General features: G+C 67.1%; 10 protein-coding genes. 6 read left to right on the forward strand and 4 right to left on the reverse strand.

The window, feature by feature from the left end; genetic code table 11:
* Positions 1-135: 135 nt before the first annotated feature.
* From VJ923_RS07505 to VJ923_RS07515, 3 genes are all read right to left on the reverse strand, one after another.
* Positions 136-1,551: a S1C family serine protease gene (locus tag VJ923_RS07505; protein ID WP_326440152.1), complete on the reverse strand. Its 1,416-nt coding sequence runs from the start codon at positions 1,549-1,551 to the stop codon at positions 136-138.
* Positions 1,552-1,860: 309 nt separating this feature from the next.
* Complete coding sequence (locus VJ923_RS07510; RefSeq protein WP_326440154.1) at positions 1,861-3,384, reverse strand: ATP-binding protein; 1,524 nt, start codon at positions 3,382-3,384, stop codon at positions 1,861-1,863.
* Between the two features lie 59 nt (positions 3,385-3,443).
* The gene (locus VJ923_RS07515) at positions 3,444-4,997 is read right to left on the reverse strand and encodes a vWA domain-containing protein (protein ID WP_326440155.1); all 1,554 of its coding nucleotides are present in this window, start codon (positions 4,995-4,997) and stop codon (positions 3,444-3,446) included.
* 304 nt (positions 4,998-5,301) lie between these two features.
* Between VJ923_RS07515 and VJ923_RS07520 the strand changes: the two genes are divergently transcribed.
* Positions 5,302-7,593, forward strand: coding sequence for a hypothetical protein (locus VJ923_RS07520; protein WP_326440156.1), 2,292 nt, complete (start codon positions 5,302-5,304; stop codon positions 7,591-7,593).
* Positions 7,594-7,826: 233 nt separating this feature from the next.
* On the opposite strand, the gene VJ923_RS07525 is transcribed toward VJ923_RS07520, so the two are convergent.
* Positions 7,827-9,644: a helix-turn-helix domain-containing protein gene (locus VJ923_RS07525; protein WP_326440157.1), complete on the reverse strand. Its 1,818-nt coding sequence runs from the start codon at positions 9,642-9,644 to the stop codon at positions 7,827-7,829.
* A gap of 307 nt (positions 9,645-9,951) precedes the next feature.
* Here VJ923_RS07525 and VJ923_RS07530 point away from each other — a divergent pair, with 307 nt between their 5' ends.
* The 5 genes from VJ923_RS07530 to VJ923_RS07550 all read left to right on the forward strand — a co-directional run bounded on the left by VJ923_RS07530 (position 9,952) and on the right by VJ923_RS07550 (position 15,593).
* Positions 9,952-12,375: a DMSO/selenate family reductase complex A subunit gene (locus VJ923_RS07530; protein WP_326440159.1), complete on the forward strand. Its 2,424-nt coding sequence runs from the start codon at positions 9,952-9,954 to the stop codon at positions 12,373-12,375.
* A gap of 27 nt (positions 12,376-12,402) precedes the next feature.
* A complete protein-coding gene (locus VJ923_RS07535) occupies positions 12,403-13,017 on the forward strand; it encodes a 4Fe-4S dicluster domain-containing protein (RefSeq protein WP_326440161.1) in 615 nt (204 codons plus the stop codon).
* A gap of 226 nt (positions 13,018-13,243) precedes the next feature.
* Positions 13,244-13,867 (forward strand): DMSO/selenate family reductase complex B subunit, encoded by a 624-nt coding sequence (locus VJ923_RS07540; RefSeq protein WP_326440163.1) that lies wholly within the window; start codon positions 13,244-13,246, stop codon positions 13,865-13,867.
* A gap of 10 nt (positions 13,868-13,877) precedes the next feature.
* Entirely contained in the window at positions 13,878-14,552 is a 675-nt protein-coding gene (gene dmsD, locus VJ923_RS07545; protein ID WP_326440165.1) for a Tat proofreading chaperone DmsD, read from the forward strand.
* Between the two features lie 9 nt (positions 14,553-14,561).
* Positions 14,562-15,593 (forward strand): dimethyl sulfoxide reductase anchor subunit family protein, encoded by a 1,032-nt coding sequence (locus tag VJ923_RS07550; RefSeq protein ID WP_326440167.1) that lies wholly within the window; start codon positions 14,562-14,564, stop codon positions 15,591-15,593.
* Positions 15,594-15,928: the final 335 nt, after the last annotated feature.

The following is a 15,928-nucleotide window of genomic DNA, read 5'->3' on the forward strand; positions in this document are numbered from 1 at the left end:
AGGCTTTGCCGCGCGAGGGCCGAGCGCGCTTTTCTTCCCAAAACAGCGGGGCGCCCCTTCGAAGGAGCGCCCCGCTTGCTGTGCTGAGACCGTCGCAGAATGCGGCCGGGCCGCCTCTGCGGTGCTCGCCGTTGCCTAGCGCTGGCCGAACAGGTCGTCCAGGTTCAGGCCGCGGCCGTCCTGGCCGTACGGGTCGCCGTAGCCGTAGTCGTTGCCGCCGTCCTGGCCGTAGCCGTAACCGTAACCGTTCTCGGGCAGTTGCTGCTCCTGCTGCTGCTTGGCCTCGGCCGCGGCCTTCTGGCTGGCGGCGTCATCGCCCAGGGTCACCTGCATCTCCTGCTCCTGGCCGTTGCGGTTCACCGTGAGCGTCACGGTGTCGCCCGGCTGCTCGCCGCGCACGGCCAGCATCAGGTCGGACGCGCTTTCCACCGCCTCGCCGTTCAGGGCCGTGATGATGTCGCCCTCCTGCAGGCCCGCCGCAGCCGCGCCCGAGCCCTCGGCCACGCCGGCCACGTAGGCGCCGCTCTCGGCGGCCAGGCCGAAGCTGCCGGCCATCTGGTCGTTCACGCTGGACAGGCTCACGCCGAGCTGGGCGTGGGTGGGCGTCTCGCCGGCGATGATCTGGTTCGCGAGGTTCACCGCGTAGTTCGCGGGAATGGCGAAGCCCACGCCGGAGTAGTTGCCCGAGTACGAGGTGATGAGCGTGTTGATGCCGATGAGCTTGCCGTCGGAATCAACGAGTGCGCCCCCCGAGTTGCCGGGATTGATGGCCGCGTCGGTCTGGATCATGTTCGGGTAGATGGTCGTCTCGCCCGAACCGCCCGACTGGGCCGACTCGCCCGCGTCCATGATCTGCGAGCGGCTCGTGGCGCTCACGATGCCCGTGGCCACCGACTGCTCCAGGCCGAACGGCGCGCCCAAGGTCATGACCCACTCGCCGACGCTCAGGTTATCCGAGTTTCCGATTTCCATGGGGGTGAGGCCGCTCGCGTCTTTGGCCTTCAGCACGGCCACGTCGGAAGAGGGGTCGGTGCCCACGAGCTCGGCGTCGTAGGTGGTGCCGGCGATGGTCACCTTAAAGGCCGACCCGCCGTCCACCACGTGGTTGTTCGTGATGAGGTATCCGTCCTGGGTCATCACCACGCCCGAGCCGGTGCCCAGAGCCTGCAGCTGGCCGCCCGCATCGGCGTAGGTTTCCACGAACACCACCGACGGCAGGCACTTGGCCGCCACGGTCTCGGCCAGGGTGGCGTCGCCGTTCGTGGCCAGGGCGGTCTGGGTGACGGGTGCCGGGTTGTCCACGGCCTCGGCGGTCGCAGGGTCGATAATCGCGCCGTTGATGCCCAAAGCCAGCATGCAGGCCATGGCGGCGCCGGCGAAGCCGGTGAGGAAGGTGCGGCTGCGCGCCTTCTTGGCGCCGGGCACCGCCTCGGCCATGGAAGATGCTACCGAGCCGTCGATGTCGAAGGGCTGCGCGGTTGCGAGGATGTCGTCGCGACGGGCGTGGCTGCCGCGGATGGAGGGAGCGTTGTTGCCGTTGAAGTTCGTCATGGGTGATCTCCTTGTTCGAGGGGGTCGTGTTTATGCTGGGGCGAACTCTAGCACGCGCAAACACGTCTTTTTCACGACGGCAACCCCTCGTCACGTCCCCGACACGCAGATACACCAGGTGGAGTAGTCCCTGGGTATGACGGGACGCCCTGTACTGCATTCGGGACAGCAAGGTGGGACACCTTGCCGGGCGGGCTGTCCCGCTTTCGCAAAAAAATGGGACGCCTTACCCGGCAAGGCGTCCCATTTCGCGAAGCAGGAGCGGGATGCTCTGCTTGATCGTTGTGCTCGTTCCCCTTCCGCGGTTCGCTATTCCTCGTCCAGGGTGACGCGGTCGATGCGGGCGGCCAGGTCGCTGCCGCGCTCGTAGAACTGCAAATTCTGGTTGTGGGCGAAGTAGCGCTCGCAGCCGTGGTCGTTGATGAAGGCCATGCCCGCGCGGCTCACCGACAGGTCGGTTACCAGCATGAGCATCTCCTGGCCCTCGCCGAAGGCGTCTTCCACGAACTTGAACACGTGGTCGAGCGCCGCAGAGGCCGCGTCCACCGAGGCGTCCAGCTCGTCCAAGCGCTCGTTGAAGCGCTCGCGCAGCAGGTCGAACGTGGCACCGTTGGGCAGCTCGGCCCCGGTGCGCAGCGCCTCGTCTAGAAGTCCGATGGCGCGCTCGAAGGAGCGGTAGCGCTCCTCGGAAAGCAGGCTCGAGGCCCGTTCCACATCGCGGGTATGGCCCAGCTCGGTGCTCGTGGCGCGAATGAGCGCGGCGGCATCGGCGGCGTCGGCCACGCCCTCGGCGGCCAGGCGCTCCTTCAGGTCGGCCAGCACGCCGTGGGTGAAGGCAGCGGCCTTTTCCTCCATCACCGCCTGGCGCAGCACGCCCACGGTGGCGTCCACCACAAGACCCATCACGGCCACGCGCTCGTCGAAGGGCGCCCGTCGCGCGCGCTCGGCCAGGCCCACCTCGGCGGTGCCGTCCAGGATGCGGTCGATCTGATAGTCGCTGCGGTACTTGGTGAACAGGTCGTAGTACATTGCGAACCGTTTCGCGATATCGGCGTTCTGCACGTACTGTTCCACCAGCAACTCGTCCACCGCAAGGCCCTGGGCCTCGTAGAGCTTGATCATGGCCGACAGGTCGTCCCAGCCGCGGGCCGTCACGAACGACGCCCCGTCGGGGGTGGCTTCCACGGCGTAGAAGTGCCCGCGCTCGATATCCAGGTAGGTGATGACGGCCGGGTGCACCTCGCTGGCCACGGCGAACTCGCGCCACACATCGTAGTCTGGCTCCACCTCGATGCGCTTCAGGCGGTCCCAGGTGGCAATGTCGAAGTCGCGGGCCGTGCGGTTGTACTCGGGCGGGTTGCCGGCCGTGACCACAATCCAGCCGGCGGGCACCGCGTGGCGCCCGAACACCTTGTACTGCAAGAACTGCAGCATGGCCGGCGTGAGCGTTTCGGACACGCAGTTGATTTCGTCCAGAAACAGGATGCCCTCGGTGCGCCCGGTGGTTTCCATGGCCTCGTACACCGACGCGATAATCTCGCTCATGGTGTACTCCGACACCTGGTAATCCTGACCGCCGTAGGTCTTCGTGGCGATGAAGGGCAGGCCCAGCGCGCTCTGGCGCGTGTGGTGGGTCATGGAGTAGGACACGAAACCCACTTCCAGTTCCTGGGCGATCTGCTCCATGATGGCTGTCTTGCCGATGCCCGGCGCGCCCAGCAGGAACACCGGGCGCTGCCGCTCGGCCGGCAGCAGGTAGCCTCCGAACTCGTCCTTGGTGAAGTAGGCCACCATGGCGTTTTTGATCTGCTGCTTCGCTTCACGGATGTTCATAGGGGCTCCTTAAGGGGTGCGGGGGCGGTGACTGGCATGCTAGAGTTGGACGGCGACTTTCACAACGGCTCCTCTTCCAATACGAAGGTGTCGTCCAGTACCACTTTCATGGCCCATGGGGGCACAGGCGCGCTCGCGGCGGCATCGTCGGAGTCGAGGAACACAAAGGCGCTCTCGAAGGGCGGCCGCCGCGCGGGGTAGGTCCCCTGGCCGTCGGTGAAGTAGATGAGGCCACCCAAATCGTTCAGCTCGCCGGCGGCCAGGGCGTCTTCCACGAAGCGGAACACGGGACGAAAATCGGTGCCACCGAGTCCCTTGATGACGGGATTGTCCAGATAGCGCTCCAGATCCTGCAGGCAGGTGATGCGCGCCACGTCGGTGACGGCCGCGTCGCACTGCACGATGAGCACGTTCATCTGCGTGAAGAAGCTGGCCTCGTCGGCCAGGATGGAGTAGGTGCGCTCGATGAACTTCCGCACGAGGCCGTCTTTGGTGGAGGCCGAGGTGTCGATGGCGATGACGAAGTCGCGGATGCGCTTCTCCTCGGCGAACTCCACCGGCTCCACGAGCGGCAGGTTGCCGTAGAGGGAGAGGCCGTAGGTGTAGAAGACGTAGTCGAACTCGTCGTCGTTCACGCGGATCTGCTCGCCCATGCGTGCGAACTTCCGCAGGAATGCGCGGTAGTCGTGCTTCTCGCGGGTGACCTTGCGCAGGTTCATGGCGAGGTTCGACCCCTCGATGCCCCACAGCTTCGCGTAGGCGTCCAGCTGGATGCCCATTTCCAGGGCGGCGTTCTCCCACTGCTCGCGGGAGCGGTCCAGCTGCACGGTGTCGGCGAAGCGCTCGCCGATGGCCCGGGCGGTGTGCTCGGGCGCCTCCTTCTGGGTGATGTCGGCGGAGTCCATGGCGCGATGGGCCTTGTGCGAGTAGGGCACGTCGGCCGCCTCGTCGGGAATGTCCATATCGGTGCCGGGGGTGTCGGCCGCGCCGGCGGCGGCGCTGCGCTGGCCCTCGCCCTCGGCCGCCTCGCCCTCGGGTGCTGCGTCGCTTGCGCCTTCGGCGATGACGACGGCGTGCCACGGGCGGTGATCGTCCACGTGGAAGCGGGCACCCAGGCGGGCGAGCTCGTCGTGCGAGGCGCCGACCTCGCGTCGGTCGCGCAGGGCGGCGTACACGCGCTCGGCGGTCATGAGGCCGGCCTCGGCGGCCATGCGCTCCAGCTCGGGGCGCGAGGCGGCAGCCTGGGGCGTGCGCGTGGCGGGCAGATCCAGCTGGTCGATTACCGATTCCACCACCATGTCGCAGGCGATGTCCCACAGGTCGGGCTCGACGTTCGCGCCCGGGTACAGATGCAGAAACACGTTGTGGAGCACCACGTGCAGGTAGGCGCGGCTGGCCTCGGCGGTATCGGCCGCGTAGGTGCGTGCCCAGCGAGCGGGATCGAAGCGCAGGTGCGCGCCATCGGTGGCCAGGGTGGCGCCGGGTTGGGGCAGGGGAGTCAGGCGGGCGAAGGCGGCGCTCATGAAGCGCAAGTTCACGAGCAGGCCGTTGCGCACGAGGTCGAGCGCTTCCAGCGCCAGCGTCTCCACGTCGCTGCTGCGGTTTTCGCGCACAGCTCCTCGCCTCCTCTCGCTGGTGGGCTCGTTTTGCGTTTGTGGCCCCAAATGTCCTCGAATGAACTCCCAGGACCGCAATTCGCCGATATAACTAACGAAATACGTTACCTATGTCGTCTCCAGAAGGGCATAGCTGCTCTCGAGGATGCGTTTTGCTGCTGATTGCAGTTCACTCGAGGGCATTTGGGGCCACGAAATGCAATCTGCCTTGTCGTTGTGCTCGCTTGCGGCGTAGTGTAGCATGGGGCGCACACGGGGTAAACAGCCCCGTCGCCCCCGAATTGGGAAGGTGCACAAAATTATGAACACGGGCACGCTGGTCTTTCGCGACAATGCTACTTCAATAGACGATCTTGTTGCGCGCGTGTGCGAAAACCCCCTGCATATGGGCCTGTCTGATGTGACGATAGAGGAGCCCGGCCACGCCATCAAGGGGGAGAACTGGCGTCCGCAGCTAGCTCCCTACGAGCCCTGGGTTCATGATGTGGCGCTTGACGAGATTGACGAGCTTGCTGGCACCGATGGCGATCTGCTTATCGTGGGGGCGTTGGGCATGGGCATTTCCGACGAGGAGCGTATGGCTCTCGTTAGAGATGCGGTGCACGGAGATTTGGGGACGCGAGATGCGGTGCCCGGAGGCGCAGGGCCGCAGGGCGAGCCTGCTCGTGCGCTGACGCCCCACGAGTTGTGGACGTTGGGCCAGACGCCGCGCTGGAAGCCGCCGGCAGAAGGCGAAGTGGATCAGCGCTGTGAAGCGTTTGAAAACCGTGAAACACCTGAATCAATCCGTGAAACAGTTGATATCAGCCGTGAAACACTTATCCAAATCCGTGAAACAATGAAGGATGTTGTAGTCCCCGACGAGTTGCGCCACTTCGCCACCAATGTGCCTCTGACGGTGCGGCGCGATGGCGGTGGCTTTGCGGTGTCGGCGGTGCACCTGGGCGTATTGGCCGAGCACGGGTTGCCCGCCGACAACCTGGTGGTCGTGGTTCCGTCGTCCATCGGCGGCGTGCCCGTCACGCGCATTGCCTCGGAGGCCTTCGCCCGGCGCTTCACGAGCGGCGCTCACGTGCGTCTTCTGGTGGTGCCCGATACGGTGGAGGTGGTGGGCGCCCAAGCATTCGGCTCGGTGTGCGCCGAGACGGTGTACCTGGGCGCGGGCGTGCGTACTTACGATCCGGCTCCGCTGGACCTGGCGCTGCCGAACCCGCGGCTGGAGGCGCGCCGCTACCTGGTAAGCGCCGCCAACGAGCGTCTTTCCGTGCAAGACGGCTGCTTGCTGGAGAAGATGGGCGACACGAATGTGGAAGGCAGGGGAGACTGCCATGCCGTAACAGAGGGCAGGCCAGGCGGCTCTGATGCCGGGGAGAACGCGGACGTTCCGTCCGATGAGTCCACACAATTTAGCGGCTCGTGGCGGCTGCTGTTCGCGGAAGCCCCTTACGAGGAGCGGCTCGCTCTTCCCGAAGGCGTGCGCGTGATGGGGCCGGCCGCCTTTGCGAAGAGCTGCCCACCCCCGCGCGTGCTGGACGCTCCCGACTCGCTGATGCGGGTCGACGGCGCGGTGCATCCCGAGACCATCTGGCGGGGCAGCGACCGGGGCGCCCTCGCGCGTATCGTCCAGCGCTGCGGCGGTCGCGTCACCGATTTCCAGGCGGTAGAGGAAGACCAGTGCTGGTACGACTTCGCCGATGGTGAGGCGCGGCTCGTGGCCGGCCCGCCCGCGCCCGACTCGGTGTCGCGGCGCTTCTCGTCGGCCGCCCATGCGCGGGTGCGGAAGGGGGCGGCGCTTTCTCCCCGTGAGATTGCCGCGGAAGCGGCGGCAGCCATGGTGGCGCCCGTGCCCGTAACTGACCGGTTGGCGCTGCCCCGCGTAGTTCAGGGCATGCCGCTCACGACTATCGCCAAGCGCGCCCTCATCACGGCGCCGGCCACGCTGGCATTGCCCGACACGGTGCGCGCAGTGCACGACGGAAACGCCTGCAAGGGCACGCGCAAGCTCATGTTGCCCGCGGGCTTGCAGTCCATCGGCGCCCACTGCTTCTGCTCGCGCAGCCTGGTGGGACCGGTGCTCATTCCCGCAAGCGTGGAAAGCATCGGCGAGGGCAGCTTCGAGTACGCTGTAGTGCGGCTGGAAGCTGCCGATGCGGTGGTGCACATCACGTCCGACCAGCTCATAAGCTGCTTTACGGAAGCGGCTGCGGGTGGCGTGCCCTTCGATTTCGCCCGCTACGACGACCAGCTGCTCGTCGGCCGCGGGCTGCCCGACCACCTGGGCGCCCTGCTGCATCGCGTGGCGGCCCCCTTCCGTCTCGCGCCCGAGATGCGCGCACGCATCGTGGATGCCCTGCGCGAACGCGCGGCCGATGCCGTGGCCTACGTGGCCCGCGAGGGCGACATCGCCATGGTGCGCGCCCTGGCCGAAGCGGGCTTCCTGGACGACGCGGCGCTGTTCGACCGCCAGATCGAGCGCCTGCGCGCCAGCAACCGCACCGATTGCGTGCTCTTCCTCATGAACTGGCAGCACGATCGCGCCGAGGCCGCCCGCGCCGCCACGCCCCAGCGCGCCCGCGACCGCTTCGCACTGTAGACGGCCAGGGCAACAGGGCGAGAGCCAACTATGTTGGAAAACGTACTTTTTTGGTCAGAAGTATTTGGAAAACGTGCTTTTTAATTTCCAGAAAACACCCAGTTTCACCTGGTGATATGCGAGAGATCCCAGCTCAGAAGCCTGGACAAAATATCACATTTTCCAAATCTTCGAGTCGTTAGGGGTACGCTCTGAGTCCAGAGCGGCCTTCAGGCTCGGGTGCGGACGAGCTTCTAGCGTCCTTCTGGTTCGAAGTGCTCTACGAGGTCGATAAGCTCCTGGCGCTTGTGGATGTCCAGCTTCACGTAGATATGTTTGGCGTGGGTGCGCACGGTGTTCTCTGAAACGAACAGCAGCTCGGCGATGTGGGCCATGGTGTTGCCGCGGGCGATGAGCTCGGCCACCTCGGTCTCGCGCGCCGACAGGCCGTAGAATTCCCGCACCGCCGCCATGCGCTTGGAAAGCCGATCGCGGTAGGCGCCCTCTGTGGGCGCGGGGCCGGGCTCAAAGGCCGATTCGCACGCGGTTGCCGATTCGGGCTCAGTTGCGTGCTCGAGCTGAGGTATCGCCCCGGGTCCGGTCGCCTCCTCGAGGCCAGTCGTCCCAGGTCCGGCCGCCTCGAGTCCGGCCGCCCCGGGTCCGGCCGCCTCAAGTCCAGTCGCCGCTTCGAGCCCGGCTGCCCCCTCAGCCGCACTCGTCGCCCCGGCTCCACCCGTCGTCCCACGTCCACCCGCCGTCCCAGGTCCAGCTGTCGCCCCGGCTCCGACCTCCGCCGCAGCCGCAGCCGCCGGGCCGCCCGCAGCGCCAATCGCGCGCGGCACACGGCGCGTGAGGGCCAGAAGCTCGATCTCCTCCGCCGCCCCCGATGCCAGCGCACGCCGGAAGCCGCCCTGTCCCACGAAGTACATGATGCCCAGCAGGTAAACGGCCCCGATGGTAATGAGCGCCAGCGGCGGCAGGCCGGCCACCCGCACCGTTTCCAGGAAGCGTCCGCCCAGGAACCCTACATCGTGCAGGGCGTACATGATGCCCCCGAACACGCCGTAAATGAACACCGGGTTAATGCCCCCGTCGCGCGACACCTGGGCGCACTGCACCATCATGAGCACGATGGCCACCGACCACAGCGCGTACAGGCCGGCCGCCAGCGCCTCGGCATAGCCGTGGCCCAAAAGCGGCAGCAGCAGGAAGGCCGTGGTCACCACAGGGAAGAATATCCGGTAGCCCACCGACACGTTGATGCGCAGATTCTTGGTGGCCCACACGGCCAGCAGCGCCACGGCAGCCACGAGCGTGGCGCCCATCGAGAGCGCGTTCACGAAGGTGCCCACCGAAGGATCGCCGATGGCCAGCGAGCGCATGATGCCGGTGCACAGCCCCAGGGTGCCCAGGGCCAGCGCCGGCCGCCAAATGGTGGACACCACGTGGCGGTAGGTGCGCACGTGCTCGCGCGGGGCGTCCTCGAACATGGGCTGGTCCAGGTTGATGGTGCGGCTCTCCAGCAGCACCGCCAGCCCGAACAGGGGCAAAAACACGCAGGGAATGAGGTAGGCCGTCACGGCCACGGGAATGAGGTACAGCGCGAAGTACAGCACGGCGGCCCAAGCGGTGCCGGCCACCAGGTTCACGATGCCGCACCGCGCGTCCTGGCTCGCGAACAGCCGCTGCCACAGCATGTAGAAGCCGGCCGAGCCCACGCCCAGCAGCGCACCGCCCGCGGCCGCCAGGGGCACGGCGCTCGCGTGCAAATACAGGGCTCCGATGAGCAAGCACCAGCCGGCCATGTAGGGCACGGCGACGGCCTTCACGAGGAAGCGGCGGGTCTCGGCGGGGAAGAAGTAGGTGCCCACGGCGCTCGCCAGGAACGTGAGCGCGAAGGCGAGCGACTCGGCTCCGAAGAACCACAGCATCACCGCCGACGTCTGAAAGCCTAGGGGCAGGAACGGGAACACGCCGCCCCACACGCTGGCCGCGTTGATGGCCAGAAACAGTCCGTAGCCAACCGAGGCCACGTTGGGCCGCAGCAGCTCCAGCACCGCGCGCAGGTTCACGCTCCCCTCCCTTCTCGTTGCGCCCAGTATACCGTGCCTGGCGGCCTTCTGTCGCCCCTCGAAGGGCGTGCCATCGGCCCCTGTTCGTGAGGCGGGCGCGGGTGATACCATAGGGAAGTGCGAAAGTGTGATAGGTCTGAACTGGGGAAATGTGAAAATCACACGGAGTGTGTGATACGGCCTCGGCGCGCCGCGTCCCATAATTCCAGCTATCGGCAGCGGTGAGGAGCCGCCGCCGGGAATCGCGGACCGCCCGACGGCGCGGCCCGCACGAGAGAAGAAATTTGCACAAGGAAAGGGAGGGACCATGACGACTCACGAGAAGACATCGGTGTCTCGTCGCACGTTCGTGAAGGGTACGGCGCTCGCCGGCCTGGGGGCCGCCGCGGGCTCCGCCACGTTGTTCGGCTGCGCGCCGGCGACCGAGGGCGGCGCCGATTTGGCCGCCACCGGCGATGCGCCCGAGGAGAAGGTCGTGTGGGGCCACTGCGCCGTGAACTGTGAGTGCCGCTGCGCCCTGCGCTTCCACGTGGTGGACGATGAGGTCGCCTGGGTGGAAACCGACAACACCGGCGACGACGAGTACGGCAACCACCAGCTGCGCGCCTGCCAGCGCGGCCGCTCCATCCGCCGTTGGATCAATCATCCCGATCGCCTCACCGTGCCGCTCAAGCGCGTGGGCAAGCGCGGCGAGGGCAAGTTCGAGGAGATTTCCTGGGACGAGGCTATCGACGCCATCGCCACGGCCTACAAGAAGGTGCTCGACGAGTACGGCCCCGAGGCGGTGCTCGTGCAGTACGCCACCGGCGTGCAGGACAGCAACATCCGCAACTTCGTGAAGCGCCTGGCCTGCATCAACGGCGGCTTCCTGAAGACCTACGGCTCCTACTCGTCCGCCCAGATCGGCCAGGCCCTGCCGTGGCTGTACGGCGGTCGCGAGGCCAACGGCACCTCGGATGTGGCCAACTCCAAGCTCGTGGTGCTGTTCGGCGACAACAGCTGCGAGACGAAGATGTCCGGCGGCGGCCCCACCTACCACTACATGATGGGCCTGGAGAAGTCGGGCGCGAAGGTCATCGTCGTCGATCCGCGCTACACCGACACCGCCGCGGTCCATGCCGACCAGTGGATTCCCATTCGCCCTGGCACCGACGCGGCGCTCGTGGACGCCTGCGCCTACGTGATGATCACCGAGGGCCTGGTGGACGCGGAGTTCCTCTCCACCTACTGCGTCGGCTACGACGACGCCACCATGCCCGAGCAGCTGCGCGGCCAGGGCAAGTCCTACGTCGACTACATCACCGGCAAGGGCGCCGACCAGACGCCGAAGACCCCGGAGTGGGCGAGCGCCATCACGCTCGTGCCGGCCGAGACCATCGCCGCGCTGGCCCGCGAAATCGCCACGACGAAGCCCTGCGCCATCTACCAGGGCAAGGGCCCGCAGCGCCGCGGCAACGGCGAGCAGACGGCCCGCGCCATCTGCATGCTGGCCATCCTGACCGGCAACGTGGGCATCAATGGTGGCAACACCGGCTCCGACCTGGACAGCTACTACATGCCGGCCGACTACGGCATCCCCATGCCCGACAACGGCGTGGAAACCTCCATCGGCGTGTTCACCTGGATCGACGCGGTTGACCGCGGCACGGCCATGACCGCCACCCGCGACGGCGTGCGCGGCCGCGACGCTCTGGCGGTGCCCGTGAAGTTCATTTTCAACTACGGCGGCAACTGCCTGACCAACCAGCACCACGACATCAACCGCACCCACGACATCCTGGCCGACGAGAGCAAGTGCGAGTTCATCGTAGTGTGGGACACCTTCCTCACCGACTCCGCGAAGTACGCCGACATCCTGCTGCCCGACCTCATGGCCGTGGAGCAGCCCAACATCGTGCAGAGCGAGTACGCGGGCAACATGGCCTACACCATCGCCGGCACGGCCATCACCTCGCCGAAGTTCGAGCGCCGCACGCTGTACTCCGTCCTGGCCGACATCGCCGATAAGCTGGGCCAGCGCGACGAGTTCACCGAGGGCCTGGATGAGATGGGCTGGCTTAAGCGCCTCTACGAGCAGGGCCGCGAGGGCGACCCCGACCAGCCAACCTTTGAGGCCATGCTCGAGCAGGGCGTCTACCGCAAGCTGTGCCCCGAAGGCGAGCACGTGGCCTTCAAGGACTTCCGCGACGATCCGGTGGCCAATCCGCTGGACACCCCCTCGGGCAAGATCGAGATCTACTCGGCCGCGCTTGAGGAGGCCACGGCCGACTGGGAGCTCGCCGACGACGAGTTCATCAGCCCGCTGCCGGTGTACTGCCCCGAGTCCGAGGGCTACGCCGACCCGCTGTCCGAGAAGTACCCGCTCCAGATGACCGGCTTCCACTACAAGGGCCGCTGCCACAGCTCCTACGGCAATATCGAGGTACTGAAGGCCGCCAACCCCCAGGAGCTGTGGATGAACCCGCTCGACGCCGAGGAGCGCGGCCTTGCCGACGGCGACACCGTGCACGTGTTCAACGACCGCGGCACCGTGGAAATTGTGGTGAAGGTGACGCCGCGCATCATCCCCGGCACCGTCGCCATGGGCCAGGGCGCCTGGCACGACGCCGACATGGCCGGCGACAAGGTGGACAAGGGGGCGTGCATCAACACGCTGACGGCCTACAAGCCTTCGCCCTATGCTAAGGCGAACCCGTCCCACACCAATCTCGTCGAAGTGGCCCGTGCCTAGCACGGCACTTGAACGGAGGAGCATACCATGACCTACGGATTCTATTTCAACGGCCAGCGCTGCACCGGCTGCAAGACCTGCGTGATGGCCTGCAAGGACAAGAATGACCTGGCCGAGAACATCAACTTCCGCAACGTGCTAGAGTATGGCGGCGGCACCTGGGAGAAGGGCGCCGACGGCTGCTGGGGCACCAACACGTTCGCCTACAACGTGTCCATTGCCTGCAACCACTGCGACATGCCGATGTGCATGGCCCAGTGCCCCCAGGGTGCCATCGAGAAGGACGCCGACACCGGCGAGGTGCGCAGCGACCCCGAGAAGTGCATCGGCTGCGGTACCTGCGCGACTACCTGCCCCTACGGCGCCCCGAAGGTCGACATGGAGCAGATGAAGTCGGTGAAGTGCAACATGTGCGCCGACCGCGTGGAGGCCGGGCAGAAGCCGGTCTGCGTGGAGGCCTGTCCCCTGCGCGCCCTGGACTTCGGCGACATCGACGAGTTGCGCGCGACCTACGGCGACGTGGCCGACCTGGCCCCGCTGCCCGATTCCGGCGAGACGAGCCCGAACCTGGTCATCACCGCCCCGGCCCAGGCCGCCGCGGCGCCGGCCGGCGAGCTGCTGAACGAGCGCGAGATTCTCTAAGTTTCGATCGTCCTGGCGGACGATCGAAAGGGCCGACGCTGCGGCTCCGACAGGCACCTGCCTCTGCGCCTCACCGCTTACCCTCACGTACGAAGTACGCTCGGCCGCGGTTCAGCACAGATCCAGGCACCTGTCGGAGCCTCGCTGGCTTCCTTGGGCGCACCGGGGTGCGGTAGAATGGCAGCGACGGTTTTAGGGGTTTTAGAGGGAGCGGAAGGGGACGGCGGTGCAGTACGGGTTCCATGTTGATGCGCGGCGGTGCACGGGGTGCAAGACCTGCGCTTTGGCCTGCACAGACCTCCACGACCTTTCGCCCGACATCGCCTTTCGCCAAGTGTACGAGTACGGCGGCGGCGCGTGGAGCCGCGGCGCTGACGGGCTGCTCGTCGGAGGCGCCTTTGCCTACTACCTGTCCGTGGCCTGCAACCACTGTGGCAACCCGGTCTGCGTGCGGGTGTGCCCCACTGGCGCCATGCACAAAGACGAGCGCGGGCTCGTTTCGGTGGACGTCGACCGCTGCATCGGCTGCGGGTACTGCGCCCTTTCGTGCCCCTACCGCGCCCCGAAGGTGGACCGCGCTGCCGGGCACTCAGCCAAATGCGACGGCTGCACTCGCCGCGTAGCCGAAGGCCTCGTGCCCGTGTGCGTGGAAGCCTGTCCCCGTCGCGCGCTGGACTTCCTTCCCGCCGACGAGCTGCGCGAACGCTATGGCGACGAGTCCGACCTGCCCCCGCTGCCGCCCGCCTCGGCCACCGCCCCGAACCTGGCCATTACGCTGCCGCCGGCGGCGTCCGACCTTCAGGCCGTGCGGGAGCACGGCTGCGTGCTGAACCCGAGAGAGATTGTCTAGGAGCCTGCTTATGACTGAGACCCAGACCTGCGCCGCCCCTGCGGCTGCCGATGCGCTCGAGACGCTGGAGGCTGCGGCCTTCGCGGCATCGGCTCTGGCGCCCTTCTTCATGAACGACCCGCGCACGGGGGAGGCGGCCGACGCATTCGCTGCCCTGGCCGAGCTGGATGCGGCCGCGGCCGCCGAGGAATGGCCCTTCGTGGACGCCGACGAGGCGGCCCGCGATCTGGGCGCCATGGTGGAGGGTCTGGCGGCCGGCGCCGACCACGACGATCTGGTGTGGGAGTACCGGCGCCTGTTCGTGGGCCCCGGACACTTGGACGCGCCGCCCTGGGGCTCGGTGTACACCGACCGCGAGTGCGTCGTTTTCGGCGAGGCCACCTTGGCGCTGCGGGCGTGGATGCGCTCTCGCGGCATCGAGCGCTTAAGCGACGAGCGCACGCCCGAGGACCACATCGGCCTCATGCTGGCGCTTCTGGCCTTCATCGCCGCCGAGCGTCCCGAGCTTCTGGACGAGTTTCTGCGCGATCACCTGCTTACCTGGGCTCCCCACTATTTAGATGAGCTGGAAGCGGCCGCCGAGCACCCGTTCTACCAGGGTCTCGCCCGCCTCACCCGGGCCACGCTCGCCGGCCTTCAGCAGGCTCGCGGCCTCACGGTGACGCTGCCGCGCTTCTACCGCTAGGCGCGTATCATGACCGGCTTCGCCACCGCCTTCGGCGAGATTACCCTGGTGCTGTTTACCACGCTCGCGCCCTCGGGAGCCGCGGCCTACCTTATCATGGGGCTGCCGGTGCTTACGGGCCGCGCGACGGGGGAGGACGCCCGGCGTCTGAACCGACTCACCTGCCTGCCGCTGCTCATCGCCATGGCGGGCCTCATTGCCTCTGCCACACACCTGGGAAATCCCGCGAACGCCCTGTACGTGTTCACGGGCGCGGGGCGCAGCCCGCTTTCCACCGAGGTGTGCTGCGCGGTGGCGTTTCTGGCTCTGGCCGGCATATTCTGGCTGTACTCCTTTGCCGAAGAGCCGCGCCGTTGGCTGCAGCGGGCGCTGCTTGGCGCCATTGACGTGGCCATCGTCGCCTTCGTGGCAGCTGTGGCCTATGCCTACGATGTGGACACCATCATCACCTGGAGCCTGCCGCTCGTGCCCGTGGCGCTGGTGCTGAACGCGCTGGTGGGAGGACCGCTCATTGCGCTTGTCGGCTTCGCGGCGGCCCGGTGGGCTGCGCCGTGGCGGCTGCTCGTGGCGCTATCTGCTGTGGCGGCGGTGGCGAATGCGGCGGTGTACGTCGTCCTCGGTGGAGACCTGGCGCCCCTCGCCAACGAGCTTGCGTCGGTGACTCGGCTCGTACCGTCTTACCTCGCGTGGGTGGCTGCCTTCGCCGTGCTGGTCTTTGCGGGAGTCGCCGTCGCCTGGCGCACGGGCCGCCACGCCGCAGGCGGGAAGGAGGGAGCGGGCCAGATGGGCGCTGCCGGTCCCGCATCGGCCGCCCCGGCCGACATCGGGACTAGCGCCCCGGCCACCGCCAAGGCCACCGCCGAAGTCGGCACCAAGGCCACCGTCGAAGCCACCGATAAAGTCGCCGTCTGCTTTTCTCGTCGCGCTGGCCGCCGTGTCGTTGCTGGGTACTCCACGGCTGCGTTGCTGGCCCTAGCCGGCGTTTTCATCATGCGCTTCGTCTTCTACATGACACATCTCACCCTGGGCTTGGGAGTGTAACGAACCGCGCTCGGGGACTAGGGTTTAGCGGTCGGTGGCCTGGCGGCCGCCGGATGTTGGGTCCTGGCAGCTGCCGGGCGCTTGAGCGCCCGGCAATCGCCGAACGCTTGGGGCTTGGTGGCCGTCACACGCCGGGGACAACTGTTGCTGCGAGGGCGGTCGGACGCGACGTCCCTGGGTTGTTGGGAAAAATTGGCCCCAAACACCCTCGAGTGAACCCTCCCACTTGCTCAAAACCCTAAATTCCACCTCTCTAGGCGGAAATCTGGCTGATTTGCTCCCGTTGTTGCGTATTTTTGCCCCAATATGCCCTGCGGAAGAGTTCACTCGAGGGC

Origin of the sequence: Adlercreutzia shanghongiae (assembly GCF_035830635.1) — a bacterium.
Taxonomy (GTDB): domain Bacteria; phylum Actinomycetota; class Coriobacteriia; order Coriobacteriales; family Eggerthellaceae; genus Adlercreutzia; species Adlercreutzia shanghongiae.

Coding starts and splice junctions, on each gene's coding strand:
- dmsD (WP_326440165.1), top strand. CDS start 13,878: ATGACTGAGACCCAGACCTGCGCCGCCCCTGCGGCTGCCGATGCGCTC.
- VJ923_RS07530 (WP_326440159.1), top strand. CDS start 9,952: ATGACGACTCACGAGAAGACATCGGTGTCTCGTCGCACGTTCGTGAAG.
- VJ923_RS07505 (WP_326440152.1), bottom strand. CDS start 1,551: ATGACGAACTTCAACGGCAACAACGCTCCCTCCATCCGCGGCAGCCAC.
- VJ923_RS07535 (WP_326440161.1), top strand. CDS start 12,403: ATGACCTACGGATTCTATTTCAACGGCCAGCGCTGCACCGGCTGCAAG.
- VJ923_RS07510 (WP_326440154.1), bottom strand. CDS start 3,384: ATGAACATCCGTGAAGCGAAGCAGCAGATCAAAAACGCCATGGTGGCC.
- VJ923_RS07550 (WP_326440167.1), top strand. CDS start 14,562: ATGACCGGCTTCGCCACCGCCTTCGGCGAGATTACCCTGGTGCTGTTT.
- VJ923_RS07520 (WP_326440156.1), top strand. CDS start 5,302: ATGAACACGGGCACGCTGGTCTTTCGCGACAATGCTACTTCAATAGAC.